29 protein-coding genes and 2 other annotated features are annotated in these 26,680 nt (G+C 38.2%); of the genes, 13 read left to right on the top strand and 16 right to left on the bottom strand.

From position 1 onward, the window contains the following. The first annotated feature begins 54 nt into the window (after positions 1-54). Positions 55-240 (top strand): hypothetical protein, encoded by a 186-nt coding sequence (locus ACIQ7L_RS09125; protein WP_400568397.1) that lies wholly within the window; start codon positions 55-57, stop codon positions 238-240. A gap of 98 nt (positions 241-338) precedes the next feature. Further along, positions 339-767 (top strand): pyrophosphohydrolase domain-containing protein, encoded by a 429-nt coding sequence (locus ACIQ7L_RS09130; protein ID WP_097898048.1) that lies wholly within the window; start codon positions 339-341, stop codon positions 765-767. 305 nt (positions 768-1,072) lie between these two features. Here ACIQ7L_RS09130 and ACIQ7L_RS09135 read toward each other — a convergent pair whose 3' ends face one another. The 3 genes from ACIQ7L_RS09135 to ACIQ7L_RS09145 form a co-directional block, all read right to left on the bottom strand. Continuing rightward, on the bottom strand, positions 1,073-1,936 hold the full coding sequence (locus ACIQ7L_RS09135) for a hypothetical protein (RefSeq protein ID WP_400568399.1): 864 nt from the start codon (positions 1,934-1,936) through the stop codon (positions 1,073-1,075). Between the two features lie 150 nt (positions 1,937-2,086). Continuing rightward, positions 2,087-4,495: a leucine--tRNA ligase gene (gene leuS / locus ACIQ7L_RS09140; RefSeq protein ID WP_400568401.1), complete on the bottom strand. Its 2,409-nt coding sequence runs from the start codon at positions 4,493-4,495 to the stop codon at positions 2,087-2,089. A 66-nt stretch (positions 4,496-4,561) separates the two neighbouring features. Then, positions 4,562-4,848 (bottom strand) — a binding site (T-box leader). 52 nt (positions 4,849-4,900) lie between these two features. Next, positions 4,901-6,094, bottom strand: coding sequence for an MDR family MFS transporter (locus ACIQ7L_RS09145; protein ID WP_400568403.1), 1,194 nt, complete (start codon positions 6,092-6,094; stop codon positions 4,901-4,903). Positions 6,095-6,675: 581 nt separating this feature from the next. On the opposite strand from ACIQ7L_RS09145, the gene ACIQ7L_RS09150 reads away from it, so the two are divergent. Next, positions 6,676-7,419 carry a hypothetical protein gene (locus tag ACIQ7L_RS09150; RefSeq protein WP_400568405.1) on the top strand — a complete coding sequence of 248 codons (744 nt, stop codon included), beginning with the start codon at positions 6,676-6,678 and terminating at the stop codon, positions 7,417-7,419. A gap of 71 nt (positions 7,420-7,490) precedes the next feature. On the opposite strand, the gene ACIQ7L_RS09155 is transcribed toward ACIQ7L_RS09150, so the two are convergent. From ACIQ7L_RS09155 to proB, 8 genes are all read right to left on the bottom strand, one after another. Continuing rightward, positions 7,491-8,363 (bottom strand): ABC transporter permease, encoded by an 873-nt coding sequence (locus ACIQ7L_RS09155; protein WP_400568406.1) that lies wholly within the window; start codon positions 8,361-8,363, stop codon positions 7,491-7,493. Further along, positions 8,335-9,300: an ABC transporter ATP-binding protein gene (locus ACIQ7L_RS09160; RefSeq protein WP_400568408.1), complete on the bottom strand. Its 966-nt coding sequence runs from the start codon at positions 9,298-9,300 to the stop codon at positions 8,335-8,337. Before ACIQ7L_RS09160 ends, ACIQ7L_RS09155 begins: the two co-directional genes overlap by 29 nt. A 65-nt stretch (positions 9,301-9,365) precedes the next feature. Continuing rightward, positions 9,366-10,541: an anti-sigma factor family protein gene (locus ACIQ7L_RS09165; RefSeq protein WP_400568410.1), complete on the bottom strand. Its 1,176-nt coding sequence runs from the start codon at positions 10,539-10,541 to the stop codon at positions 9,366-9,368. A gap of 3 nt (positions 10,542-10,544) precedes the next feature. Then, positions 10,545-11,072, bottom strand: coding sequence for an RNA polymerase sigma factor SigX (locus ACIQ7L_RS09170; RefSeq protein WP_400568618.1), 528 nt, complete (start codon positions 11,070-11,072; stop codon positions 10,545-10,547). 331 nt (positions 11,073-11,403) lie between these two features. Continuing rightward, positions 11,404-13,257: an FtsX-like permease family protein gene (locus ACIQ7L_RS09175; RefSeq protein WP_400568412.1), complete on the bottom strand. Its 1,854-nt coding sequence runs from the start codon at positions 13,255-13,257 to the stop codon at positions 11,404-11,406. Between the two features lie 16 nt (positions 13,258-13,273). Further along, complete coding sequence (locus ACIQ7L_RS09180; protein ID WP_400568414.1) at positions 13,274-14,035, bottom strand: ABC transporter ATP-binding protein; 762 nt, start codon at positions 14,033-14,035, stop codon at positions 13,274-13,276. Positions 14,036-14,281: 246 nt separating this feature from the next. Then, entirely contained in the window at positions 14,282-15,529 is a 1,248-nt protein-coding gene (locus ACIQ7L_RS09185) for a glutamate-5-semialdehyde dehydrogenase (RefSeq protein ID WP_400568416.1), read from the bottom strand. Between the two features lie 198 nt (positions 15,530-15,727). Then, positions 15,728-16,831, bottom strand: a complete 1,104-nt coding sequence (gene proB, locus ACIQ7L_RS09190) for a glutamate 5-kinase (RefSeq protein WP_400568418.1) — start codon at positions 16,829-16,831, stop codon at positions 15,728-15,730. Positions 16,832-17,001: 170 nt separating this feature from the next. Further along, positions 17,002-17,212: a binding site (T-box leader), on the bottom strand. Positions 17,213-17,512: 300 nt separating this feature from the next. Here proB and proC point away from each other — a divergent pair. Further along, positions 17,513-18,322 carry a pyrroline-5-carboxylate reductase gene (proC, locus tag ACIQ7L_RS09195; RefSeq protein WP_097898060.1) on the top strand — a complete coding sequence of 270 codons (810 nt, stop codon included), beginning with the start codon at positions 17,513-17,515 and terminating at the stop codon, positions 18,320-18,322. A 306-nt stretch (positions 18,323-18,628) separates the two neighbouring features. On the opposite strand, the gene ACIQ7L_RS09200 is transcribed toward proC, so the two are convergent. Together ACIQ7L_RS09200 and ACIQ7L_RS09205 are read right to left on the bottom strand one after the other, a co-directional pair. Further along, entirely contained in the window at positions 18,629-18,778 is a 150-nt protein-coding gene (locus tag ACIQ7L_RS09200) for a glycogen biosynthesis protein GlgD (RefSeq protein ID WP_400568420.1), read from the bottom strand. A 15-nt stretch (positions 18,779-18,793) separates the two neighbouring features. Then, positions 18,794-19,057: a YtzC family protein gene (locus ACIQ7L_RS09205; RefSeq protein WP_400568422.1), complete on the bottom strand. Its 264-nt coding sequence runs from the start codon at positions 19,055-19,057 to the stop codon at positions 18,794-18,796. 120 nt (positions 19,058-19,177) lie between these two features. Here ACIQ7L_RS09205 and mnmL point away from each other — a divergent pair, with 120 nt between their 5' ends. From mnmL to ACIQ7L_RS09240, 7 genes are all read left to right on the top strand, one after another. After that, complete coding sequence (mnmL, locus tag ACIQ7L_RS09210) at positions 19,178-20,137, top strand: tRNA modification radical SAM protein MnmL/YtqA (RefSeq protein WP_400568423.1); 960 nt, start codon at positions 19,178-19,180, stop codon at positions 20,135-20,137. After that, on the top strand, positions 20,134-20,706 hold the full coding sequence (gene mnmM / locus ACIQ7L_RS09215) for a tRNA 5-(aminomethyl)-2-thiouridylate-methyltransferase MnmM (protein WP_400568425.1): 573 nt from the start codon (positions 20,134-20,136) through the stop codon (positions 20,704-20,706). The genes mnmL and mnmM overlap by 4 nt, the downstream gene beginning before the upstream one ends. Before the next feature lie 130 nt (positions 20,707-20,836). Further along, on the top strand, positions 20,837-21,730 hold the full coding sequence (locus tag ACIQ7L_RS09220) for an ABC transporter ATP-binding protein (protein WP_400568427.1): 894 nt from the start codon (positions 20,837-20,839) through the stop codon (positions 21,728-21,730). Beyond that, positions 21,699-22,388, top strand: coding sequence for an ABC transporter permease (locus ACIQ7L_RS09225; RefSeq protein WP_400568429.1), 690 nt, complete (start codon positions 21,699-21,701; stop codon positions 22,386-22,388). Before ACIQ7L_RS09220 ends, ACIQ7L_RS09225 begins: the two co-directional genes overlap by 32 nt. A gap of 74 nt (positions 22,389-22,462) precedes the next feature. After that, positions 22,463-23,161 (top strand): aspartate/glutamate racemase family protein, encoded by a 699-nt coding sequence (locus tag ACIQ7L_RS09230; RefSeq protein ID WP_400568431.1) that lies wholly within the window; start codon positions 22,463-22,465, stop codon positions 23,159-23,161. 194 nt (positions 23,162-23,355) lie between these two features. After that, complete coding sequence (locus ACIQ7L_RS09235) at positions 23,356-23,493, top strand: hypothetical protein (protein ID WP_400568629.1); 138 nt, start codon at positions 23,356-23,358, stop codon at positions 23,491-23,493. Positions 23,494-23,791: 298 nt separating this feature from the next. Then, entirely contained in the window at positions 23,792-24,625 is an 834-nt protein-coding gene (locus ACIQ7L_RS09240) for a COG4705 family protein (RefSeq protein ID WP_400568433.1), read from the top strand. Between the two features lie 62 nt (positions 24,626-24,687). On the opposite strand, the gene ACIQ7L_RS09245 is transcribed toward ACIQ7L_RS09240, so the two are convergent. Continuing rightward, positions 24,688-25,002, bottom strand: a complete 315-nt coding sequence (locus tag ACIQ7L_RS09245) for a hypothetical protein (protein WP_400568435.1) — start codon at positions 25,000-25,002, stop codon at positions 24,688-24,690. 24 nt (positions 25,003-25,026) lie between these two features. Then, the gene (locus tag ACIQ7L_RS09250; protein WP_400568437.1) at positions 25,027-25,236 is read right to left on the bottom strand and encodes a hypothetical protein; all 210 of its coding nucleotides are present in this window, start codon (positions 25,234-25,236) and stop codon (positions 25,027-25,029) included. A 290-nt stretch (positions 25,237-25,526) separates the two neighbouring features. Between ACIQ7L_RS09250 and ACIQ7L_RS09255 the strand changes: the two genes are divergently transcribed. Continuing rightward, the gene (locus ACIQ7L_RS09255; protein ID WP_400568439.1) at positions 25,527-25,748 is read left to right on the top strand and encodes a helix-turn-helix transcriptional regulator; all 222 of its coding nucleotides are present in this window, start codon (positions 25,527-25,529) and stop codon (positions 25,746-25,748) included. A gap of 2 nt (positions 25,749-25,750) precedes the next feature. After that, a complete protein-coding gene (locus ACIQ7L_RS09260) occupies positions 25,751-26,041 on the top strand; it encodes a hypothetical protein (protein ID WP_400568441.1) in 291 nt (96 codons plus the stop codon). Positions 26,042-26,133: 92 nt separating this feature from the next. Here ACIQ7L_RS09260 and ACIQ7L_RS09265 read toward each other — a convergent pair whose 3' ends face one another. Beyond that, positions 26,134-26,520 carry a GyrI-like domain-containing protein gene (locus ACIQ7L_RS09265; protein ID WP_400568443.1) on the bottom strand — a complete coding sequence of 129 codons (387 nt, stop codon included), beginning with the start codon at positions 26,518-26,520 and terminating at the stop codon, positions 26,134-26,136. Between the last annotated feature and the right edge of the window lie 160 nt (positions 26,521-26,680).

Raw genomic sequence — 26,680 nt, forward strand, 5'->3', positions numbered from 1 at the left:
ACGTTTTGAAGTGGGGGCTTTTAAATAGAAAAAAAGATATTTACGGGGGAGCTTATGTCTACAAAATTAGTAAAGCCTATGTTAAATGGGATTTTATTTCTCGGCGTCTTTTTATTTGCTCATACATACTTAAAAAATGTTTCTTTCACCCGCTATTTACTTATTGTCATACCAACGCTGCTTGTTGGAATGTTTGGTATTGATCTCGCTTTATCATTTTTAATAAAGAAAGAGGAGTAGCGAATGAGCATCTTACATCATATACAATGTTCTTTTTATTAAACAATCTCCTTATGTTACAATGAAACTCGTCACAAAGTAAGAAAGGATGAAACAACATGACTAACGAAAAAGGTTTAGATAAAGGATATGAACTCGTTGCAAAAATGCACGAGGTATTCGGGCACCCTGTTACAGATGTACCAACAAAATTAACGGAAGAGCGCGCAAAAATCCGTGCGAGCTTTATGCAAGAAGAACTGGAAGAATTTTTAGAAGCAACGACTGTGGAAGACCAATATGATGCGTTGATTGATCTTATTTATTTTGCATTTGGAACGTTTGCGGAAATGGGAGTACGTCCAGATAAAGGTTTTGAAATTGTAAACAATGCCAATATGGCAAAACTATTCCCTGATGGAAAACCACGCTTCCGTGAAGGAGACGGCAAAATTCTAAAACCAGAAGGCTGGCAAGCACCAGAACCACAACTTCGAGCTGAAATTGAGCGTCAACGTCAAGAAGCCTTAGCTAAAGCGGAAAAATAATATGACAGCAGCTGCTAGGAGTATTCCAGCAGCTTTTATTTGTACGTCTCATTTTTTCGAAGCGTCGGTATATGATGAAAAAGGAGCTATCTTTCTATATAGATAGCTCCTTTTCCTTATTTTTTCTTCGGTTCTGTCGGTTGACTTTGTTTAGCGAAATTAGATGAATCATTGAAATTCGGTTGTTTTTTACCAGCATTATTACTTCTGCCTTTTCCCATATGTAACACCTCCTTACTCTTACTATTCCCAAATAAAAAATCCCCTTGCGTGCAAGAGAATTTTTTAATATGTTTTTGATTTCATTAATACCCCATATGTCCTGCTCCTGTTGAAGTTCCCATTCCACTATACCAAGTTTGTTGTCCTTGATACTGATGTTGTTGCCCGTGTTGATGTTGATGACCATGATGATGTTGATGGCCATGGTGATGCTGGTGACCATGATGACCGTGGTGTCCGTGTTGATGTGTTTGATATAGAACAGCCTGCGGGTGAATTTGATGGTGTCCATGATGATGTACTTGTTGTTGGCCATGATGATGTCCGTGGTGGTGCTGTTGACCATGGTGATGTGCATGATGTACATGGTGCGGCTGTTGACCATGGTGATGTGCATGATGTACATGGTGTGGCTGTTGACCATAGTGATGCGCATGATGTACATGGTGTGGCTGCTGACCATGGTGATGCGCATGATGTACATGGTGTGGCTGCTGACCATGAACAGCAGGTGCCCCCACTCCGCCTGCTACAACGCCAACTCCTGGTACAGGGAATCCTGTAGGCACTCCTCCCGGTACTCCTGCCTGCATTCCTGTTGGCACACCTGCTACAGATGTAGGGACTGGTGCTCCTCCAGTAAACGAAGGCATTCCCGCTTGCGCTCCTGCTACAGATGTCGGCATTCCTCCTGCTGCCCCTCCAACAAGCGAAGGCATTCCCATTTGTGCCCCTGCTACAGATATAGGCATTCCTCCTGCTCCTCCTCCAGCAAGCGAAGGCATTCCCATTTGTGCTCCTGCTACGGATGTCGGCATTCCTCCTGCTGCCCCTCCCATCCATGTTGGGATCCCGCCGCCATATCCTCCCATCATCATTTGTGCATAGCCGCCTTCCCCACCACCTATCATAAAGCCATGCGGCGCATTATTATCCATCCCTTTCATTTCTTTCACCTCTTCCTCACAATTTAGCCTACCTTTTTTATCATATTTCACATAGAAGAATAGGTGTTTGTCTATGCTTGAATTCCGCTCTTTTTTCAGTTGTCTCTAAAAAAAGAGCAGCCCTCTTCTCGTAAGGACTGCTCTTTCTTATTAATTTGCAACGATATTAACAAGTTTACCAGGAACAACAATTACTTTACGAACTGTTTTCCCTTCAATTTGCTCTTTAACTGCCTCGATAGCAAGTTGTTCCATTTCTTCTTTTGATGCATCTTTTTTCATTTTCAGTTTCGCACGAACTTTACCCATAACTTGAACAACGATTTCAACTTCATCTTCTACAAGTTTAGACTCATCGAATGTTGGCCAACTTGCATATGTGATTGTTTCATTGTAACCAAGCTTGCTCCAAAGTTCTTCCGCAACGTGCGGTGCAACTGGTGCGATCATTTTCACAAAGCCTTCTACATATTCTTTCGGAAGTGTTTCTGCTTTATATGCATCGTTGATGAACATCATCATTTGCGAAATTGCAGTGTTAAAGCGAAGCTCTGCATAGTCTTCTGTAACTTTCTTCACTGTTTGGTGATATGCTTTTTCAAGCTCTTTATTAGGTGCATCTGTGATTTTCTCACTTAGTTCACCGTTATCTTGAACGAATAGGCGCCATACACGGTCTAAGAAACGACGAGCTCCATCAAGACCATTTTCAGACCAAGCGATTGAAGCATCTAATGGTCCCATGAACATTTCGTAAAGACGAAGTGTATCTGCACCATGGCTTGCTACGATATCATCAGGATTTACAACGTTACCTTTTGATTTACTCATTTTCTCGTTGTTTTCACCTAGGATCATACCTTGGTTAAATAATTGTTGGAATGGCTCTTTCGTTGGAACCACACCGATATCATATAATACTTTATGCCAGAAACGAGCATATAGTAAGTGAAGTACAGCGTGTTCTGCACCGCCGATATAAATATCAACTGGAAGCCATTGTTTTACTTTTTCAGGATCTACAAGTGCTTCGCTGTTGTTTGGATCGATGTAGCGTAGGTAGTACCAGCAGCTACCTGCCCATTGCGGCATTGTATTTGTTTCACGACGACCTTTTTTACCAGTCTCAGGATCGACAACATTTATCCACTCTTCAATATTTGCAAGTGGTGATTCACCTGTACCAGATGGACGAATGTTTTCTGTTTTTGGAAGAACTAATGGTAATTCTTCTTCTTTCACAGCTGTCATTGTGCCATCTTCCCAATGGATAACTGGAATTGGCTCACCCCAGTAACGTTGACGGCTGAATAACCAGTCACGAAGACGGTATGTTACTTTTTGATTTCCTGCACTTGTTACTTCAAGCCATTCAATCATTTTTACAATTGCTTCTTCTTTATTTAGACCATCTAGGAATGCTGAATTTACGTGTGCGCCATCACCTGTATGTGCTTCTTTTGTGATGTCTCCGCCTTTTACAACTTCTTTCATTGGAAGGTCAAATGTTTTTGCAAATTCGTAATCGCGCTCATCATGAGCTGGAACTGCCATTACAGCACCTGTTCCGTAAGTAGCAAGTACATAGTCAGCGATCCAGATTGGTAACTTCTCACCGTTTACTGGGTTAACTGCATAAGCACCAGTGAATACGCCTGTTTTTTCTTTTGCAAGTTCTGTACGCTCTAAATCACTTTTCGCTTTTACAGAATCAATGTACGCTTCCACTGCTTCTTTTTGATCCGCAGTTGTAATTTCTGCAACAAGTGTATGCTCTGGAGCAAGTACGCAGTAAGTTGCACCAAATAGTGTATCAGGACGCGTTGTAAAGATTGTAAATTTCTTATCTGTACTGTCGATGTTGAAGTGTACTTCTGCACCTTCAGAGCGACCGATCCAGTTGCGCTGCATATCTTTTAAGCTTTCTGGCCAATCAAGCTCATCTAGATCTTCAAGTAGGCGATCTGCATATGCAGTGATTTTTAGCATCCATTGTTTCATCGGACGACGCTCAACAGGATGTCCACCGCGCTCACTCACGCCATCGATTACTTCTTCGTTCGCAAGTACTGTACCAAGTGCTGGGCACCAGTTTACAGGAATTTCATCTACGTAAGCTAATCCTTTTTCAAATAGCTGTAAGAAGATCCATTGTGTCCATTTGTAGTAGTTTGGATCTGTTGTATTTACTTCACGGTCCCAATCATAAGAGAAGCCTAATGCTTTAATTTGATTACGGAACGTGTTAATGTTTTTCTCTGTAAATTCAGCTGGGCTATTTCCAGTATCAAGTGCATATTGCTCTGCTGGAAGACCGAATGCATCCCATCCCATTGGATGAAGAACATTATATCCTTGCATACGTTTCATACGAGATAAAATATCCGTTGCTGTATATCCTTCTGGATGTCCTACGTGTAGCCCAGCCCCTGATGGATATGGGAACATATCTAGTGCATAAAATTTTGGTTTTTCTGTCTCATCTGGCGTACGGAATGTTTTATTCTCTTCCCAATACGCTTGCCACTTCTTCTCAATTTCTTGATGATTAAAGCTCATGAGATACCCTCCATTCAAATTGTATTTATTTTCACCGCCTAAAATACAAAAAACCTCTCATCCCTAGAAAGGGACGAGAGGTTATAGATTCCCGCGGTACCACCCTAAATTAATGTAATAAAGGATGTTCAAAACGTCCGGTAAAGATCGCTACCCGATTTCTTTATCCTCCTTTTTGAACAAGCACTAATATACATTCGCTTAGATCCGTAACGTGGATAAACGGCAATTGCTACTTCATTTCACAACCGCAACTCAAAGGCGAGTTCATAACGAAACGTGGATTGACTTGCACCAACCGTCAACTCTCTAAACCAGCTTCTATTACTACTACTCCTTCTCACTGTTATTATACATATGAGTTATTTAAAATATATTCTAAAACATGTTACATGTTCCGTCAAACTAAACTGCAATTTTTTCTTCAATTGTTTCTTCAACTTTGACTTGTTTATCATACATACTTGTTGCGATAAGCGCTACTACAAGCATTACCATGATTGCAATAAACAATACTTCCATATTGTATAAGTCAACAATCGCTCCGCCGACAACTGGCCCAAACATTTTCCCAACAGTCGCCGCACTATTTACAATCCCTTGATAAAAACCGAGCTTATCCTTTGGCGCAAGAATGTTCGCAATCGTCGGAACTGCTGGCCATACGAATAATTCACCAATTGTTAATGTCACCATCGCAACAAGGAACATTGTAAATTGCTGCGCTTGGCTTAATACGATAAATGACACTGCAAAAATACCGATTCCAATCATAATTTGTTGTTTTAAAGAACGCTTCATCGCACGAATAATCATACTTATTAATGGCTGCGCACAAACAATCATCGCCCCGTTTATCGTCCATAATAAACTATAGTGACGAAGGCTAATATTTAACTCTTGCATATACGTTGCAATCGCACCTTGCCATTGTACATATGTAACCCAGCATAAAGCATATGCTACACATACGATAAGAAGTGCCTTGAATCCCGGTGTAAGTGACCAACCTTTTTTCGTTTTTTCTTTTACTTCTACACGCTTATCTTCTTTATCTTCCATACCACGGAATCCAATAAAAGCAATTAAAAAGAAAACAAAGTATAAAATAAAGTTCGCTAAGAAAATATAATCAAATCGATAAGAAGCAACTAGACCACCGCATGCCGTCCCAACAGCAATCCCGACGTTTTGCCCAACATACATCGCATTAAATGCTCTTCGGCCACCTTCTGGCCAAACCGTTCCGACCATCGCATACATCGATGGAAATACCATTCCAGAACCAAATCCAATTAACGCAAGCCAAATAACATAAACTGGCCAGCCATGGAAGAATACAAGACCAAAAATCGATAATAGCGTAATGACAATGCCAACTAAAATTGATTTATATCCGCCCCACTTATCAAATAAAACACCACCGAGTAAATTTCCGATTACACCAGTAAGTGAGTTAATCATCAATACCATTCCGGCCACAGATAATGATTTTCCTAAGTGATCATGTAGATAAATTGTATTAAAAGGCCATAAAAAAGAAGCACCCGTGACATTAATAATCATCCCAGCTACTAATAGCCATACTTTTCTTGGCATAGTTTCCCCCTCCTATTCTGTTGTTTTTCGTTCTATCTATAACAGTAAAATTGTAGTCGTTTTTAAATAGGAAGGCAACTGATTAATAGTTGGTGAAATTCAGATAATGAATTGAAATCGTGTTCATATGAATTCTCCATGTATATGTATATAAGTAAAAAAACGACATAAAACCTCTTTCTTTTTTATGGGAGGGCGAGAGCATCCGGCCGCGCATAGAAACGGTCAGGGCCTTTTTCTGCCACATGCAAGGTTTAAAACAAAAGGAGCGCAAGTGCAGGTCATAATGTATTCTGCATAGCAGCGACTTATAAAGAAAAATGAAGCCGACTGTTTAGGCCCATTGACTAAGGTTCTTAGACATGAGGGCTTAGGAGGCAGAGCTAGACAAAGATATCGAAACATTAAATCGAATTTATATAATATCAATATACAAAAGGACAAACATAAAAAAAATAATTGCCGAAGGATTTTCACCTCAAAATACCATTTTATGGAATTTAACTATAAATATAATGTATTATAGAATAAATTAAAGATAATGTAATGATATATACATAATTATATTTAGGAGAAAACTTATGAAAAAAGCTCGTTTTTATTTTATTTTTGCTTTCATCTTACTTGCTCTTTCTTGTATTCCGATGTTTCATATACTAAGAGAGTTATGGATTGTCACAAAAATAGAAAACACTTATGAGATACACAAAGCCTATATAAATAAAGATGGATTTGAAAGTTCATTAGATATTCAAGAATTAAATGTGAATGGTATCAACCTTAAAATAAAAGAAGAAAAAACAAATAAACTAGCACCACGCACTTTTTTTGACGTAGAAGACAACGTTCCTCCTGGTGAAATCGTTAAGATTCATCTTTTTATAAATAATAAAGAGATTTCTACTCCTGATGAGATATGGCTCTCCAATCGTCAAAAAGGTGGCAAGTATTTTTCATGGTTAGATATATTAACCGTAAAAAACAAACGAACTGATGAACAGCAAGTTTATTTTGTGCAGAGATTAACAGATGATAATGCTCCTATGGAAAAAAGAAAATGGAAAATTATTCGTATCAATCAAGATGGTACTTCTTTCGAAGAACGCTTCACTTATAACGAAAGAAGCAATCATAATCTTGGTGTAAAACTTATTAATTTCTCGCATACAGTTTTAATGTCAATGGGGCATCATTCAGACATAATGCAAGGATTTCCAAGCATGTTCTTTCCTCTACTTTATCCAATATTCACATGTTTATTAGGCGTTATGTTGCTAATCATAGCTATTGTATTACGAAAAAACAAACAAAAAACTCATAATTAAAGCTCCTTCTCTACAATTGAAGGAGCTTTAACTATAATATGTGCGTCTTCCGTCAGTATTTTTTCATCCCCTTATAAATCACGTGATTTAAATGTACGAATCGCTATAAAAATAGCTGCTAACACATATAAAACAGCATAAACAATCATCATGTTACTCGGTGTCGAAACACTCCCGAACACGCCTTGTGAGGCTATTGATAAAGGATTATCTGATGAATCAAATAAATAGATTGTCATTTTACGATACATCGTATCAATTGGGAATAAAAGGCTTGCGATTATGCCCATGTTTACAAGTGCTGTTTTTTGTGCCAATGTACCGATTTGTTCAACAAATCCGCCAATAAATCCAGTTCCGTACAAAATAATTAACACAATGCCAGCATTTAATGTCGCCATACGCGTGCTTAGTAATATCGCGATGCTAATTAAAATAACGGGCTGTAACAAGAAAAGAGCCAATGCTTTTATAATCTGCGTCGCCGTGAAATCTAAATGAAACGTACTCCCTCCCATTGTTTGATGAATGAGCACGATACTTATAAATAGAAAGGCTGCGTACGCAATTAGTAAGCAACATAAGCCGATCCATTTTCCCATTAAAAAGGAAAAGCGTGAAATCGGTCTCGTTAGCCACGTATCAATTTGATGACTTTCAATTTCATTTGCAATACTGCCAACACTACTTAAAATAGCTAGCAACGCAGTAATAAATGAAGAAAAGTATAAACCCACTCCAAGCAGCTGTGTAGAAATAAAACTTTTGTTCATGAAATCTTGTGCTGCCGAAATACCACTAGATTCTCCTGGAAGGATTTCACTAACGGCATAATGGATGGCCACTCCATAAAATATTAAAAAGGCAAATGTCATACATAACGTAATGGTAAAAATACGCTTTAACAAAATTTCTTTAAATGATAACTTGGCGATTGTCCACATGCTGCGTCCCCTCTTTCTTATTTACCCAGTACATAAACACATCTTCCAAATGCGGGTGAACCGGATTTAACTGATACACAGGAATATGTAGTGATACAAATGCTTCTAACAATCTAGGAATATCATCTTCTTGTTGTAGCGTGATAATCCACCGTTTACGATTTTGCTGTTCTTCTATCTTCCTTACGTTTTTAATAAACGAAGGCAGTTGTTTAAAAAATAATTCGCTCTTTTCGCCAAGTGTTACTTCAACTTCTGTTTGAATCATCATTAATGAGCGCCAATCTCCTTGTACAATTAACTCTCCCTTATTAATAATCGCAACGTGATCACATACATGTTCAATTTCATTTAATAGATGGCTGTTTAAAAATACTGTCTTCCCTTGTTCACGAAGCTCTTCCATTAGATGACGCACTTCTTTTCGTCCAATTGGATCAAGTGCTGATGTTGGCTCATCTAAAAAAATCAATTCTGGATCAGAAAGCAGGGCACAAGCAAGTCCAATACGCTGCTGCATTCCTTTTGAATAACCGCGAATTTTTTCTTTTTCCCTTCCCTTTAGGCCAACTTTTTCAATAACTTCACTCATTTTTGCTTTCCGCTCCCGAAAAGGAAGATCGCATAATTTCGCATGCGTTTCAAGTAACTGCCAACCAGTCAGCCAATCAGGATAGCGAAACAGTTCAGGTAAATAGCCAATACGCCGTTTTGATTCTATTGTCCCAATCGGCTGTCCTAGCATTTGCGCCGTTCCAGAATCCGGATGAATCAATCCAAGCATCGTTCGCACAAACGTACTTTTTCCTGCACCGTTAGGACCTATAAATCCGAATACAGTACCGCGCGGCACATCTAATGAAATGCTTTTGATACCGCCTTTTCCGTTATATTGTTTTGTTAAGTTCTTTGTTTGTATAATCCAGTCTTCGTTCATGTTTTACCCCCGCCCCATATAGGAACAGAGCCGCCCCTTTTCACGGAGCCGCTCTTGTTCAATCATTATTTTAATTCATTTGCAAGTTTAATAAGATCACTTGCATCCATATCTTTTCCTTGCTCTTTATGTTGCTCAATCATGTGCATTTTCCCGTCTTTCTCCCAAATTAGCACGTTTTCATAATCTGTATTATATAAAACGGCCTTTACTCCTTGAACCTTTGTCTTCGATACTTTTGCACCTTTTGCTACATAAGGAATCGGCAATGTATGTGTCCAATCTTGAATACCTGCAAGTTGTGTTTTCACATTCGCCGGAATAATCGGAAGCTCTAAAACTGTTTTTTGTAATTTCGTAACATCTACACCTTCTGGAACAGAAATTTTTGGTGCATCAATCACATTATAAGAAAAAGCACTTGATGTTCGATTGCCCTCAACTTCTATTTGTGTACGTACTGATTCCGGAACTGTGATCGAAAACTGTTTGCCATTCAAAGCACTCTCAAACTGAGTATTGCTTTGTAGTTGCTTCAACAATTTATTTGCTTTTTCTGTATCAAGTTCAAATTGCATAATAAATGACGGGTTCACATCCACATTCGTTACACGGTATCCATTTGGCACTTTTGGAACAGCATATCCAGCTTCTCTTGCTTGCTGTTCCGACTGAAAATGAGCATCTTTTTTGCTTCCATTATCTTTGATTTCTATTTTCCCAATTCCTTTAATGGATTTTTCTCCTTCTTCCATATTAGAGATCCATCCTTCAATTTCACGTAAGTCCGAATCTGTAAGTTGAACTAACTGCACATCCTTTACTCGAAAAATCGATAACAAGTTGCTTGCTCCTGCCCTTACTTCTGGAACTGTTAAAGACACACACACAACTGCCGCTGCTACCGCTGCAGTAATCCAACGTTTAGATGATTTCTTCATATTATGCCATCTTCCCTTCTTTTTACTTTCTTCACTGTTTGTTTCTTCCGTTTTATGATTTTGTATATTTTGTTCAAAGGTTTTCCAAGCTTTATCAACGTCGATATCCATCTCTTGACTAAAGTTTGCAAATTCGTCATCCAATATCACTTGTTCCCATTGATTAAGTTTGCTTACTTCTTCTAACATCTTTTGGCATGCTTTACATTGATCAAGATGTTGAATATATTGCTTTCTTTCATCGCGGTTTAATTCTCCATCTAAGTACGCCTGAATAAATCCAATATCTTGGCATTTCATTTGTTACCCCTCCTTCATCCCTCTATACATTTTCCGGAATTTTGCTTTTGCTCGTGCCAGCAGTGTTCCAACCGAGGATACTTCAATATGAACAGCATCCGCGATTTCTTTATATTGAAATCCTGAAAACTTCATTAATAGGAGAGTACGTTCACGCTCATCCATTTCTTTTAATGTACTTTGTACGTGAGTAATCTCTTCTTTTTGAATACATTGTTCTTCCGATGACGGACTGCCAATTAAATGTTTATAATTTGCTTCTTTTTCGATTCTTGCTTGATGCCTTTTTTCAGATCGCAAATAGTTATATGCTGCATAAATGGATGCTTTTGCCAGCCATGCCGATACACTTTCAATCTGTTTCCATTCTGTATGATATAATTGCAAAAATACTTCCTGCGCTAAATCTTCAGCAATTGCTTGATCTCGCACAATCCTCATAATTTGTCTAACCACGTGAGCATAATATTGTTTAAATACATCTTGAAACTGTATATTTGAAACTGAATCTTGTTCATATATATTTAACAATGAAGCTTTCACCTCCACTCGTTTCTTCCTCCTTATTAGCTACTGTCACTATAAAGAAACCACAAATTTGCGATTTGTGACAAAAAGATAAAAAATATTTTCTTGTATGGAAACCAATTTTATTCCCTTGTCCTCTAAGAGATTTCCCCTTGAAGTACGTCCAAAGCACAAATCTATAAATAAAAAATCCTCTTTTTTAGTTTAGCAAGGGCATCTGGCCAGATATAGAATCTATCCATGAAATGGTATAAACTACATGTAACCATCTTTAAGGAAAAGCAAATGAATGCTAAAAAATACCGAGCACCCTCTGCTCGGTATTTTCTAACTCTTAGTCTTCTTTCGGAAGAACAATTCCTTTATACAATTGAACTGTAATGAAGTAGTAAATTGCGTAAATGACTACGAAAATCAAGATTGGAAGCCATACACGGAAATACGGATCGATTAAAATAAACGAGAAGATGTTCATACCAACTAATACATGGGCAATCCCCACAATTGCTGGGAATAAGAATACTAAGAATAATTCTTTATAGATAGACTTGGTTAATAATTCACGGCGAACACCGATTTTACGAAGCATTTGGTAACGCGTAATATCGCTTGATGCACCAGATAGAATTTTAAACATTAAACAACTTGCCATCATTGCTAAGAAAGCAATTCCTAGGAAGAAGCCCATAAATACTGTTCCACTAGCGATGCCGTAAAATCCAGTATAAAATTGGTTCTTGCTTTGCAAGGAACTTTCTTTTACATTTTCATATTTAGCTAGTTGCAACTCGTCAATTTTTTCCCACTCTTTTTTATATGATAAGAATTTATCTACTTTTCCAAGGAATGCAACGCCCTCTTTACCTTGCAAACCATCATACATTTTTTGGTCTACAATTTTGATTGTTTGATTAGGGGATACATAAAATGGATGAATCGTTTTTAATGCCTGACCCCACTCCTCTGGAATCACATTATCAGATTTTTCTTGACCAGAACTCGAAATCGCACCTACTGGTAATTCTTCAGAAGCTCGTTTCACTTTACCAATATCTTTCATACCTTTAACATTTTTTAAATCTTGTACTAAAGGACGATTTTTCTCTAAATCTTCTTTTAAATAATACGCATATTTATCGTCTGTTTTGTAGCGATATTCACTTTTTTCTTTAAATGTAATACCATCTAAAATTTTCTTCTCTTCGGCTGTTGGATTATGAATCGCAACATCATAAATTGCGAAGCCATCGACAGTAAGCATAACGTTATTTTTGAACGCCATACCGCCTGAAATTGCACCTGCTCCAAGCGCCACTAACATCGCTACTGTCGCTAGTACTTTTGTTAAGCTATTGATGCGGAAATTTAATTGTGCAAATGTAAAAGCATTAAGTCCTTTTTCAGTACGCTTTTTATTACTCTTTAGCTTTTTAATAATAAGCGGAAGGAATGTTCCAAATAACATGTAAGTTCCGGACGTTACAGTGATTAATGCAATAATAATCCCCATTTGCTGTAGCTTATCCATGTAAATCATAGAAGCATAGCCAATTGCTAACAGAATAATTCCAACGAATGCAGCTATAACAGTCTTTACTCCTGCTTTAGAAACACGGTCCGTTTTAGAGTCTGCATGAACCAGCTGTAGAACCGTAATACGTGATAACTTGATACTATTCATAATTGCTGATAAAACAAATAGTACTAAGAAGAAAATACATGTAACAAGCATAGATGGAACATAAAATGCATGATAGCCACCTGCAGTAAATTCAAGCTGCTGCATAAGTAGTTTACCAATTCCTTGCGCGAGCCCTACACCGACTGCAATACCAACTACAAGAGATGCTGCTCCTAATACAATTGTTTCAATAAACATAAGCATTGTCACCTTATGCTTTTTGGCTCCTAACATCATATACATACCAAATTCTTTTTGACGAAGTGATAGTAAGAAAGAATTAGCATATAAAATATAGAAGAATGTAATGATAGCTAATAGTATGGCACCAGCATGGAAGACGAATTGAATACTGCTGATTACAGAATTCGCTTCAATAAACGCTTTATTTAATGCTAACGTTTGGAACATGTAAAAGATCGAAATGGACATTACAAGACCAACAAGTAAGACAATGTAATCTTTCAGCTTACTTTTTAGTCCTGACATAGAAAGCTTAAATAACATTCTTGAACCTCCTTTCTTATGCTTTTTGTGTGCCTAAGTCTGCAAGCACATCTAAAATTTCTTTATAGAACGCTTCGCGCGTACCACCGCGGTGAATTTCTTTGTATAACTCGCCGTCTTGAATGAATAAAATACGCTGACAGTAACTTGCGCTATATGGATCGTGGGTAACCATCATGATCGATACACCTTGTTCTTCATTTAAGTTTGTCATTGCATCTAAAAGACTCGCTGCATTTTTAGAATCAAGCGCTCCTGTTGGCTCGTCTCCTAAAATGATCGCTGGCTCATGTACAAGCGCACGCGCTGCTGCTGAACGCTGTTTTTGTCCACCAGATACTTCAGATGGGTACTTTTGAAGTATTTCTGAAATTCCTAACATTTCAGCTACCTTTTCTACTTTCGGTCCAATCTTACGTGATGGAACACCTTGCAGAGAAAGTGGCAGAGCAATATTTTCATAGATTGATAAGTTTTCTAATAAGTTAAAGTCTTGGAATATGAATCCTAACTTTTGTGAACGGAAATCAGAAAGCTCACCTTGCTTCATTTTTGTAATATCTGTACCTGCAATTTCAACGACTCCGCCCGTTGCTTTATCCAATGTTGAAATTACATTTAATAACGTTGTTTTTCCTGAACCAGATGGCCCCATGATTCCAACAAATTCACCCTCTTGAATGGAAAACGATACACCTTTTAAGGCGTGTGACTGGCTTTCACCTTTCTTACCATATACTTTTTGAACGTCTTTAACATCTACAACTGGTCTGCTCATATATACCCTCCTGCGTTTGTTTTTTCTTTTTCCATTTTGCGCCTTTTCATGATTATCTGCCATTGTTTTACATGACATTTATCTTACATTTTTGTAAGATAAATAAAACGGCGTCATATGTTACATGTAAACACGTAGCATATGACGCCGTTTGTTATTTTAAGATATCTCCATAATATTAAAGAAGAGGTAGAAACTAAAAGCGAAAATAAAATAAGAGGGGCTTTGCATCTGTCCTTTTGCTTCTTATCCCCGAATCTGCCCATTCCCGCGAATCACATATTTCGTGGAAGTCAATGCAGACAGCCCCATTGGTCCCCGTACGTGCAGCTTTTGCGTGCTGATGCCGATTTCTGCGCCGAAGCCAAATTCAAAGCCGTCAGTAAAGCGGGTCGAAGCATTATGGTAAAGCGCCGCGGCATCAACGGACATGAAAAACTTGCTGACGTTTTCCTCGTTCTCTGTAATGATTGCTTCGGAATGCATAGAGCCATAAGCATTGATGTGTCGAATCGCTTCTTCAACAGATGAAACGATTCTGACTGCTAGCGTAAGAGACAAAAACTCTGTTTCCCAGTCTTCTTCTGAAGCGGGTACAAGAGAAGAATCAATTGCTAATACTTTCTTATCCCCACGCAGCTCCACTCCTCTTTCCTTCAAGAAAGAAAACAGCTCGGTACCGAATCGCTGCGCCCAATTCTCATGAAGTATAATCGTTTCAATAGCATTGCATACAGACGGACGCTGTGTTTTGGCGTTTACGATAATATCGAATGCCATCTGTTTATCCGCTGTTTCATCAATGAAAATGTGACAATTTCCCGCACCTGTTTCCAATACAGGAACAGATGCTTCTCTCACTACAGTATCTATCAACTGCTTGCCACCTCTTGGAATAAGAACATCCAAGTACTCGTTCAATGTAAACAGCTGCTTTGCGCTGTCTCGTGACGTGTCTTCAATGAGCTGTACACTCTCTGGAGGTAAGCTCGTTTGTTTGAGCGCCCGGTGAATGACAGCGACGATGGCTTTGTTGGAATAAATGGCGGAAGAACTACCACGCAAGATCACTGCGTTGCCTGTTTTCAAGCAAATTGTAGCCGCATCCACCGTCACATTCGGACGCGCCTCGTAAATCATCCCCACAACACCGAGCGGCACGCGCATCTCCCGAATAGACAATCCATTCTGCCGTTCCCATGCAGCTACACATTCTCCGACAGGATCGCGCAAATCAATCAGCTGCCGGATGCCCTCTGTCATATCAATGATGCGCTGTTCGTTCAGCATGAGGCGGTCGAGGAGAGAGGCAGGCATTCCTTTCGCTTTACCTTGTTCGATATCCCGTTTGTTCTCCTCCAAAATGTAGGCTGTCTCTTCTATCAATTGCTCAGCGACAGCCTCCAGTGCCTTGTTTTTTTCATTAGTCGATTTGGTCACAAGCTCTCCCGCAATCTTTTTCGCTTTTTGTCCCTTTGCCAACACTTCATTCATTTTCGTTTCCCCCTTTTAAAGATTAACAAGTATAAAATTTGAGACGTGTCCAACTCCGCCAACTAGGCACTACCATCCAGGACTCTCCTCCATAGATGTTAGCTGAGTCAATCGGACGCTTGGAGTGAGAAAAGACAAACAGCACCTTTTGGGACATAGGCCCCTATGCTCTTCACTTGAACGAGCCTCTTGATTTTCTTAAAATGAAACCCAATTATCCCTATGAATGACCTCATAGCTATGCCTTTCGCCTCGCGCTTGAATATCGTGGCTCTGCATACCTTTCAGCTCCCGCAATTCCTCTGCGCTATATCTGCACTGCCCTTTCCCTATCACGCGTCCTTGCTGTGTGATAACCTCCACGACTTCGCCGGCTTGAAAGCTCCCAAACACACCGGTAACACCGGCAGGAAGAAGACTTTTCCCATGCTGAATGATGGCAGCGGCTGCTCCGGCATCCACTTCGATTTGCCCGCTGACAAGCGAATGTAGCGCAATCCATTGTTTGTTCATCTTGATCACTTTTTGAGGCGTATTGCCAATATATGTTCCATCACCTTTACCCTTCAAAACATCTAAAAACTTCTCCCGTCCACGTCCTGTTCCGATGAATACACTCACACCGAGAGATAGTGCCGTCTTTGCCGCATCGATTTTCGATTTCATGCCGCCGGTACCAAGTTTTGAGCCAGCATCTCCAGCAAGAGCAGCAATTTCTTCCGTAACGGCAGGGAGAAAGTAATATTTTTTCGCGTCCGGATTTTTCTGGGGATTCCGGTCATACAAACCGTTCACATCCGTAAAAATCATGAGCATATTTGCCGAGACAAGCCCGCTTACTAAAGCTGACAGCATGTCATTATCACCAAACGTCAGCTCCTCCAAAGAAATAGAATCGTTTTCATTGATTATAGGAAGAGCGGAGCGGCTGAGTAGCTCCGCTAAAGTGGCGTAGGCATTGCTGTATTGTTCTTTTCTGGAAAAATCACTTCTTGTCAGCAGAAGCTGCGCGGTAACAATGCCATATTTGCGGAATTCCTCCGTATACGCCTGCATCAACAGACTTTGCCCGACAGCGGCAGCAGCCTGCTTCCCTTTAATTGTCACGGGGCGGCTGGGATACCCGAGAGCGGAAAAACCTGCGGCGATGGCCCCAGATGTAATCAGCACAATTTCATGTCCTTCTTGCTTCAGTCGCGCCAAGGCGGCAACGTGATCTGAAAGCTGTTCGCCAGAGATGCCTCCATGATTCGCTGCCAAGGAACTGCTTCCGATTTTTACGACAATTCGCTGTTTTTTCACTTTTATACCCCCTAGTCTAAAATAAAAGTTTTTTTATAAATTGTGCTGCTTCTTTTTTTTTAATGGAAACCAAATATTCTTCTACTACGTGCAATTTGCAACAAAAAACACCTCACCAATGATGCCAATCCCGCAATAAAGAGCCAAATAAAAAAGACTGTTTCATCCTTAAAAAGGACGAAACAGTCTTTGTTCCGCGGTACCACCTTCATTGATATAAATCTATATCCGCTTGTCGCCTGTAACGCAGGCATACGCCTAAACTTTCGTTTAAGACTCAGGGATAGGTTCGATAATTTCTATACGAGGAATCTTTCAGCCTACGGATTCCACTCTCTTGCGCAAGAAGATATATGTACTAGTTCCCTTCAGCGATTTTCACTTTAATTTTTATATATTATGCGATATAATGCATTTTTATGTCAAGAGATGTTTTAGAGAATAAAGAAAGCGATAAGTTTAATTTCTGTTAAAAATGTACTTGTTTAGTGCAGAGTAAAAGTGACTTCTATATATATTTGGTATTGCAAAAAGTAACCTACTCTCTTAAAATGTTTTTTTATACTAATCTCGATATAGTTTATAATGTTTATTTCTTCTGTACGGGATATCCTTAATTTTTTTAGAATAATAATTTCAAACCAATAAAATTTATAATAAAAGGAGCAAGAGCGAGTTATTATGAACAAACAAATAGGATTCATCGGATGCGGAAACATGGGTATCGCTATGATAGGTGGAATGATTAACAAAAATATAGTTTCTTCAGATAAAATAATTTGTTCAGATTTAAATGTCATTAATTTAAAAAATGCTAGTGATAAATATGACATAACTACAACTACTGATAATAATGAAGTAGCTAACAATGCTGATATTTTAATTTTATCAATCAAACCAGACCTATACTCATCAGTAATTAACCAAATAAAAGAGCAGATAAAAAACGATGTAATAGTCGTAACTATTGCTGCTGGAAAAAGTATTAAGAGTACTGAGGATGCTTTCGGCAGAAAGTTAAAGGTTGTTAGAGTAATGCCTAATACACCTGCTCTTGTTGGAGAAGGAATGTCTGCATTATGTTCTAATGAAATGGTTACAGAAAAAGATCTAGAAGATATACTAAATATATTTAATAGCTTTGGCCAAACAGAGATAGTAAATGAAAAATTAATGGATGTTGTAACATCTGTAAGTGGTTCTTCTCCAGCATATGTATATATGTTTATAGAAGCCATGGCAGATGCTGCTGTACTAGATGGTATGCCAAGAACTCAAGCATATAAATTCGCAGCTCAAGCTGTATTAGGTTCTGCAAAAATGGTACTTGAAACAGGAATACATCCAGGCACACTTAAAGATATGGTTTGTTCTCCAGGTGGAACGACAATAGAAGCTGTAGCAACATTAGAGGAAAAAGGCTTAAGAACAGCTATCATTTCAGCTATGAAACGTTGTACTCAAAAATCTGTTGAAATATCCAGTTTATAAAAAACTATAATTATATAACAAATAAGAGAGTTACCATGATCTTCGCCTCTCTTCACCAGACTCGACTTCCCTTTGCCCTATTGCTAGGTTACTTTTAACGAGGCGGCAAGGTTTACTTTATGTTACGGTCTGCTGATTTGCTCGCACTTCTACCAGAAATTACTTTGTCACAGGGCTTCAACCTTAGGATTTCTTCACCAATTGCCTGTTAGCTACTAGGCGACTTGGTTGGACTTTCACCAGTAAGCAGTGTCCAGCTTAGCTGGGCACGCCAAAAAGTAAAGCCAGGTCTTACTGCGACCTGGCTTACTCTGATTGCTTCGATTTTTGTGGTTGTCCTTTTTTACGATTACGCTGTTTTGCTTGTACAACTGGGTCGAGTTCATTTGAAAATTCAGCGTTATGCCCATTTTGCGTTTTTTGCTCTGGATTATTTTGATTGGAACGCTTTGCCATTACATTCACTCCTTATTAGTGCGGTGTAATAATCATTTGATGCTGCAGTTGACGGACTGCCATACGAGCACGGTTTAGCTGCTCACGCTGTTCATCATTCGCATGTTGCTGCATAACTTGTAAATCATTATAGGCCTGTTCTAGTTTTAGCTGCGCATCAGAATATTCCATTGTATTGTAATGCTCTTGTCTCATGCCAAGATCTAATTGCTCTTTTGCATATTCGATTGCTTGCTCTGCTTGCATAATGTGTTCTTCAAGTGATTGACGCTCTGCCATAACAAATTCCTCCTTGCCGTTACTTCCCCTTTAGTGTGTCCCTTCCATATCGACCTTATGAGTATGTTATAATGGATTTTGTTTTTACTGTACGCTCTTAGATTTAGGAGGAATATAAGCATGAAGGTTCAAAATCCTTTTCCATATACAAATGACAACAAACGTTACCATACTTGGAACTATCATTTACGAAAAGAATTTGGTGAAAAAATCTTTAAAGTCTCATTAGATGCCGGCTTTGACTGCCCGAACCGTGACGGCACAGTCGCATATGGCGGTTGTACATTTTGCAGTGCTGCTGGTTCTGGCGACTTTGCCGGTGATCGCCGCGATGATGTTATAACGCAGTATCATGAAATGAAAGAAAAAATGCACTCGAAATGGAAAGACGGAAAGTGCATTGCTTATTTCCAAGCATACACAAATACGCACGCTCCAGTAGAAGTGTTAAAAGAAAAATTCGAACCGCTTTTAGCAGAAAAAGATGTTGTTGGTCTTTCTATTGCCACACGCCCAGACTGCTTGCCTGATGATGTGGTTGAATATTTAGCTGATTTAAATAAACGGACATATCTTTGGGTCGAACTCGGACTACAAACCGTTCATGAACGTACAGCGAATCTTATTAACCGTGCCCATGACTATCCATCATACGTGGAAGGTGTAAACAAACTTCGTAAGCACGGCATTAAAGTATGTTCCCATATTATTAACGGGCTTCCTCTTGAAGATTATGACATGATGATGGAAACAGCACGTGAAGTAGCAAAGCTTGATGTACAAGGAATTAAAATTCATTTGCTTCATTTATTAAAAGGAACACCAATGGTGAAGCAATATGAAAAAGGACAATTAGAATTTCTTTCCCTTGAAGATTACGTCAATCTCGTTGTCGACCAACTTGAAATCATTCCCGCAGAAATGATTGTGCACCGCATCACAGGTGACGGTCCACCTGAATTAATGATTGGTCCAATGTGGAGCTTAAATAAATGGGAAGTATTAAATGCCATCGATGCGGAATTCGTACGCCGCGGAAGTTGGCAAGGGAAATATGCAAACGAGGTGAAGCAAGTATGAAATTAGAACGGGTACTACCGTTTGCGCGCACACTTTTGCAAACAGCTGTTAAAGAAGGCGATTATGCCGTAGATGCAACGCTTGGCAATGGTCATGATACTTGTTTTTTAGCAGGGATTGTTGGAGAAAATGGGAAAATATTTGGATTTGATATTCAAAAAGAAGCCATTGAAAGTTCGACTACTCATCTAAAAGAAAAAGGATTAGAAGAACGAACCGTTTTAATTCATGATAGCCATGATACGCTATTATCCGTCTTGCCAGCAGAAGCAAAAGGTAAAGTAACGGGAGCAATTTTCAATCTAGGTTACCTTCCTGGCGGCGACAAGCATATCGTCACAAAACCAAACTCGACAATTGCTGCTATCGAGCAATTATTAGAAGTCATGGCACCAGAAGGAATCATCGTTCTTGTCATTTATCACGGGCATCCAGAAGGACAAGTAGAACGCGATGCTGTCTTACAATTCGCCGAGGAGCTTGATCAAAAACAAGCTCACGTACTGCGATACGGATTCATTAACCAGCAAAACAACCCACCATTTATTGTGGCAATTGAAAAGCGCTAAATATATCGGTGATTCGACAAGAAGCGTTTTAAGAAAAACGTGCACGTGCTGCACGTTTTTTTTATTGTTCCAAGAATAAAATATACCATATAATGGATATATAAAACCTATAAAAAAGGAGGCAATCATTTTGTTATTAGAACTAAAGGAAATACAGAAGGCCTATGGCAAACAACTGATACTAAAAGACATTCATTTATCTATTCCAAAAGGACAAGCGGTTGCCATTATCGGTGGCAATGGTACTGGAAAAAGTACTTTACTCAAAATGATTGCTGGATTTATTGCACCAACGACAGGCACAATCCACAAAGCATCAAATATGAAAATCGGATATGTACCCGAACATTTTCCAGAAGACATTCGTTTTACACTAGAAGATTATTTGTACCATCTCGGCCGTATTCATGGTTTATCGAAAGAGTATTTACAAAACAAAATTCCTTCGCTACTAGAAACTTTTCATTTACAACACGCCAATCATTCCGTTATAAGAAATTTTTCAAAAGGAATGAAACAAAAAACAGGTATTATGCAGGCGCTCCTTAGTGATGTTGATGTATTAATTTTAGATGAACCACTTTCTGGCCTTGATCCACAGTCCCAAAAAGAACTTGAACATATACTACTTACATTAAAAGAACAAGGTCTTACTATTCTCTTCACATGCCATGAAAAGCAACTATTAGAAAACTTTGCTGACCGAGTCGTGACATTAGCGAACCATACCATTACAGCGGATAAACCTTTAACATCTGATACAATCCCGAAAGAACATATCTATATAGAAGCAACGGTACCGCACACTTTTTCTATCCCAGAATTACAGAAACAATCTGGCTGCATACATGTTACATACACCGAAAGCAAAAACCTTATTCAATTACAAATTGAAAAGACATATACAAATGACATACTTCAATATTTATTACATCACAATGCATTCATTACACTATTACAACCTAAATTCCTAAACAGAAAGAAGGATGGCTATGATTGCACTCATTCGTTACAATTTTCTTGATTATACAAAGTCATATAAATATGTTCCGCCCATCGCGATGTATATCGTCAGTTTACTCTTTGTCTATTCCTACACACCAAATCCAATTGTTGCAACATATTTAGAAACAGCACTTGCGCTCTACTTACTTTCAGCTTGGATTACAATTACACTATTTCATACAGAAGACCCTGTTCAAGAACAAATGACCCTTTCTCATACAAAAAACATATGGACTCTATACCTCGGTAAGTATGTAACGGTACTTCTCATTTGCAGCATTCTATCCCTTATATCTGTTATATATCCAATTGCCTTTCATATGTTTAACGAAAAAATGACAGTTTCATTATTTATCACTGGTCTCCTTTCGCATTTTTCTTTATCCATACTCGGTATTTCAATCGCAACATTATTCACACGAAATATTATTAAAAAAGCAAGTACGGCTTGGCTTAGTCTTTCTTTTGTACTACTTATCACAATTGCTTCCATTCGTCTCAAAAAAGAAATGCCGGAACTATTATGGGTTTTCCCGCCTATCAATAGTTTTCTGATGCTTGGACAATATGAACATCATTTGCTTGTTCACGTGCTTTGGCTTACTGCATGGGCACTTATCTACTCGCTCTTGTTAATTACTCTATTCCTTTTTCTCGTTCGAAAAAAACGCTTCTAAAAAAGGAATATACGATAAAAATCAAGAACTTTAAATTTATATATCAGAATTCATTCACATAAGGAGAACTAACAATGATTGGAATATTAGCAGGGATGGGGCCAAAGTCAACAGGCCCATTCGTTGATACAGTAGTCGAGCAATGTCAAAACATATACGGTGCGAAACATGATATGGACTTTCCACATATGATGATTTATTCTTGTCCAACACCTTTTTACATGGATAGACCGATTGATCATCAAGCTATGGAAAAGGCTATTATAAGTGGTGCACAAAAACTTGAAAGTACAGGTGTCGATTTTATCGCTATGCCATGTAATACAGCGCACTTGTATTTTAATCAGTTACAAGATTCGGTTTCTGTTCCCATTTTAAATATGGTAGATGAAACAATAAAAGAAATACCAAATCATATAAAAAAAATAGCTCTCTTAGCAACCGATGCGACTGTTCAATCTGGCATATATCAAGATGGTATTTCAAAACGTGGTATGAACTATATCCATAAAGACAACTGGCAAAAGGATACCACTCAAATTATCTCGAAAATAAAAGTAGGAAACATAATGGAAGCAAGTGAATTATGGTGTACACTTTGCACAGAATTAGCTGAAGCAGTAGATGCCGTTATTATAGCTTGTACAGACTTGAATGTTGTATCAGGAGCAAATCCACATAACCTTTACTTTGTGGATTCATCTGTCTGCCTTGCTAAGGCTGTTGTCCATAGATACTTATCTATATATACATCAATTAAAAAACCAACATAAAAACCCCTCTTTTTAGATGGAAGAGAGCATCTGGCCATGTATAGAAGCGGTCAGTGCCTTTTTCTGCTATATGCGATGTAAAAACAGAAAGAGCAAACGAGTGTAAATTACGTTTTATTCTGCATAGCAGGGAATTTAGATGCCGAAAAATTAACATGGATTTATATAATCAAAAAAGATAGAAGGAGAATTTTATGAAAATCGAAAATATCCCTTTCGAAATGAGCTATACATTTAATGAAAAACTCCGTGAAAAGCCTGTATCCCTTGCTCAAATGAAGCAAGGGATTACATTTCTAAAATCCCTAAAAATAAAGGCGAACACATATTAGTCATGGAAAATATGCGTTCGCCTTTTTTCATTTTCTCACACCTAAGTCTCCTTTAGTAAAGAAAGACTCGATGTATTAGATAAATTTCATTGTATTTTCATGTTCTTCTCATATTGAGAAGATATAGTTTGAATTGTAGTTCAACAAAATTCTTGTTCTTGTGAACAATTCCCCATATATGAATAGCCATATAGCCAGGTGAACATATTTGGTTAGTAATATCACGCAAAAAAAGATAGTGCTGTTTATCTCAATACTTATCGTGTAGTTCCAAAGAGAAAATAAGGAGGGTTCATAAATGACATATAACGGACAGGATTATACTAAAGATAAACCATCCATTTCAAATGAAGTCGGGTCCGCCCCATCAAGAGCTCGGCAGATGTTGAACAAAGTTCCAGAAGTAACGATTTTCTTCTGGATTATTAAGATCATGGCAACAACGGTGGGCGAGACAGCGGCAGACTTTCTGAATTTCAATATGAAATGGGGCTTGGCTAACACGACTTTTTTCATGAGTGTTTTGCTTCTCATCACATTGTTCTTTCAATTTAGATCGAAGAAGTACGTGCCAAGTATATACTGGCTTGTTGTAGTGCTGATTAGTGTTGTCGGTACGTTGGTTACCGACAATCTCACGGACAACTTAGGGGTTGCTCTCGAGACAACTACCATCCTCTTCACCCTCGCGCTGTTGGCGACCTTTGCAGCATGGTACGCGAGTGAGAAGACATTGTCCATTCACTCCATCTATACAACCAAGCGAGAAGTGTTCTACTGGTTAACTATCCTGTTCACCTTTGCCTTGGGCACCGCAGCTGGTGATCTTATATCAGAAGGACTCCAATTAGGTTATTGGAAGTCAGCGCTCATGTTCGCTACAGTGATTGCGGTGGTAACCATCGCGTACTACCGTTTCAAGTTGAACCCAGTGCTTTCTTTCTGGATCGCCTACATTTTGACCCGTCCTTTTGGAGCTTCTCTTGGTGACTACCTGTCACAGCCTAGCAAAGAGGGTGGGCTTGGCCTAGGTACTACAGGAACAAGTATACTCTTCCTTATAACAATTTTTGCCCTGGTCATCTACCTGACTAAGTCGAGAAGAGACGAGGTCCCGAGTTCAGTCAATTAAAGAACGTGCTAATATCTAATAAAAAAAGACGTGCATATGCACGTCTTTCTCCATTCTAAAACTCACAATACACCATTCGATATTTTCTTTAAAACCTTATTTAATAGCTTTAAACAACAAGATAGAACAGTAATGATAATAATGATTGAAGCAACAAATTTCAATGGCTCAAACGGAATATAACTTACAAGCCAATTCCTACCGTAGTATATGAGAAGAACGGCAACGAAAAGTGCTACGGTATAAGAAATAATAACACTGAATAATTGTGTCATGGTTAATTTTTTATACGTCTCTTTTATCTCTTTTCTATGCTCCCATGACACATATATCAACGCTAATATAGAAAGAATCGAAAATATATTCCCCATACTCACAGTCAGCTTTTCCCCTCCTCTACGTTAACTGATTTTCTTCTGTTTATCGTTAGTCAAAAAGATAATATCGCCAATAATAATAGCTCCTATAATAGCCTGCGCTACATAATCCATTGTTGTTGGGCCACCAACTTTAGTCATCATTATGTATATTCCAGTAATGAATGAGATAGAAAGGCAAACCAATAATGTAATTTCTATATGTTCATATAGTTTTTGGAAGAAACGTTTCATTATTATCACTCCTTCACGTCTAATTTACCATAAAGTGAAACTTTAATCAGTGGGGGATTTTCTTCATCCCCCACTGATTATTAGCCCTCACCAATCGGGCTTTTACCAGCAGTTTATCTCCCACCTAACTTCTTTGCTTTCACCCAATTTTGAGGTGGGAGTATTACTGCTCGTTAATGCGGGATAAAATTCATATATTAGTTGACACTTACAGATATACGTAATATATTCTTTACATAAGTTAAAAATATATTACATAAGTAATTTATTTTATTCATCTGGAGGTGCGTATGGGTAGTAAAAAAGGAAAGTTAGAAAACAATTTATATGTATTGCGTGCTGAACGACGTTGGTCACAAAAGTATGTTGCGGAAATGCTCGGAGTTAGCAGGCAGACCATCCACTCTTTAGAAAGTAACAAATATAATCCATCACTTATGCTTGCTTTTCAAATTGCAAAACTATTCGAGGTCGAGATTACAGACATTTTTCAATACTTAGAGGAGGAATAATAATGCTAGGGAATACAATTTTCATCATCGCAACAATCATTTTTGTTATTGCAACTGGAATCTTTATAGGTTTTGTCTTTTCAGAAGGTAAAGACGAACGAGGACAACAAATTCTCGGAAAATCTTTCAATGTAGCTTTTATTTTCCTTCTCGTTGGTTTTGTCGTTCAAAGTCTTCTGTTTAGGTATGGAAATGTAGATTTAGAATTTATGAAAGTATATGTTACAGCGTGGATTGCTATTGTTATGGCTAGCAATACTATTACCATTGCTGTATTAAAAAGACGAGTATAATCCAAAACATTTAGACATAAAACAACCGGTTCCTTGTACGCTAAGGAACCGGTTCGTAGTTTAAAAAATTGGTTAATACGAATTACGCTTACTTATTCAACCGACAGAAATATTTTTATACTACCATCTTTAGAATAAAATTCAAAATCAGTTTTATATGCTCTTTTTATATCACTTTTCCAAATATCCACCCAAGCGTTAAACACACCTTTTGGATCAGTATGATCTACTTCTACAACATGGTAGTTACCTGCTGGAATGATGACACTACTTTCATCAATAAATTTCTCTTCCGTGCCAATATGCAAATCATAATCCCCTGTAAAATCACTTGCATAATTGTTATAAACACCATATATATCACCTTTTAAATTTAAACGAAGAAATTCTTCCCACAAATTCAATATGGCATCTGTACTTTGATTATTTGTTCTTATTTTCTTTCCGTAAATATGTTTTTCAGTAATTGCTTTATTCATCTATACTTCCCCCTACTATATAAATTCATTTTAATTTTTCGACATCTAAATCCCTGCTATGCAGAATACAAAGTAACCTACACTCGTTTGCTCTTTCTGTTTTTACTTCGCATGTGGCAAAAAAAAGGTCCTGACCGCTTCTATGCATGGCCAGATGCTC

It is taken from the genome of Bacillus sp. NPDC094106, from assembly GCF_044764345.1.
Lineage (GTDB): Bacteria > Bacillota > Bacilli > Bacillales > Bacillaceae_G > Bacillus_A.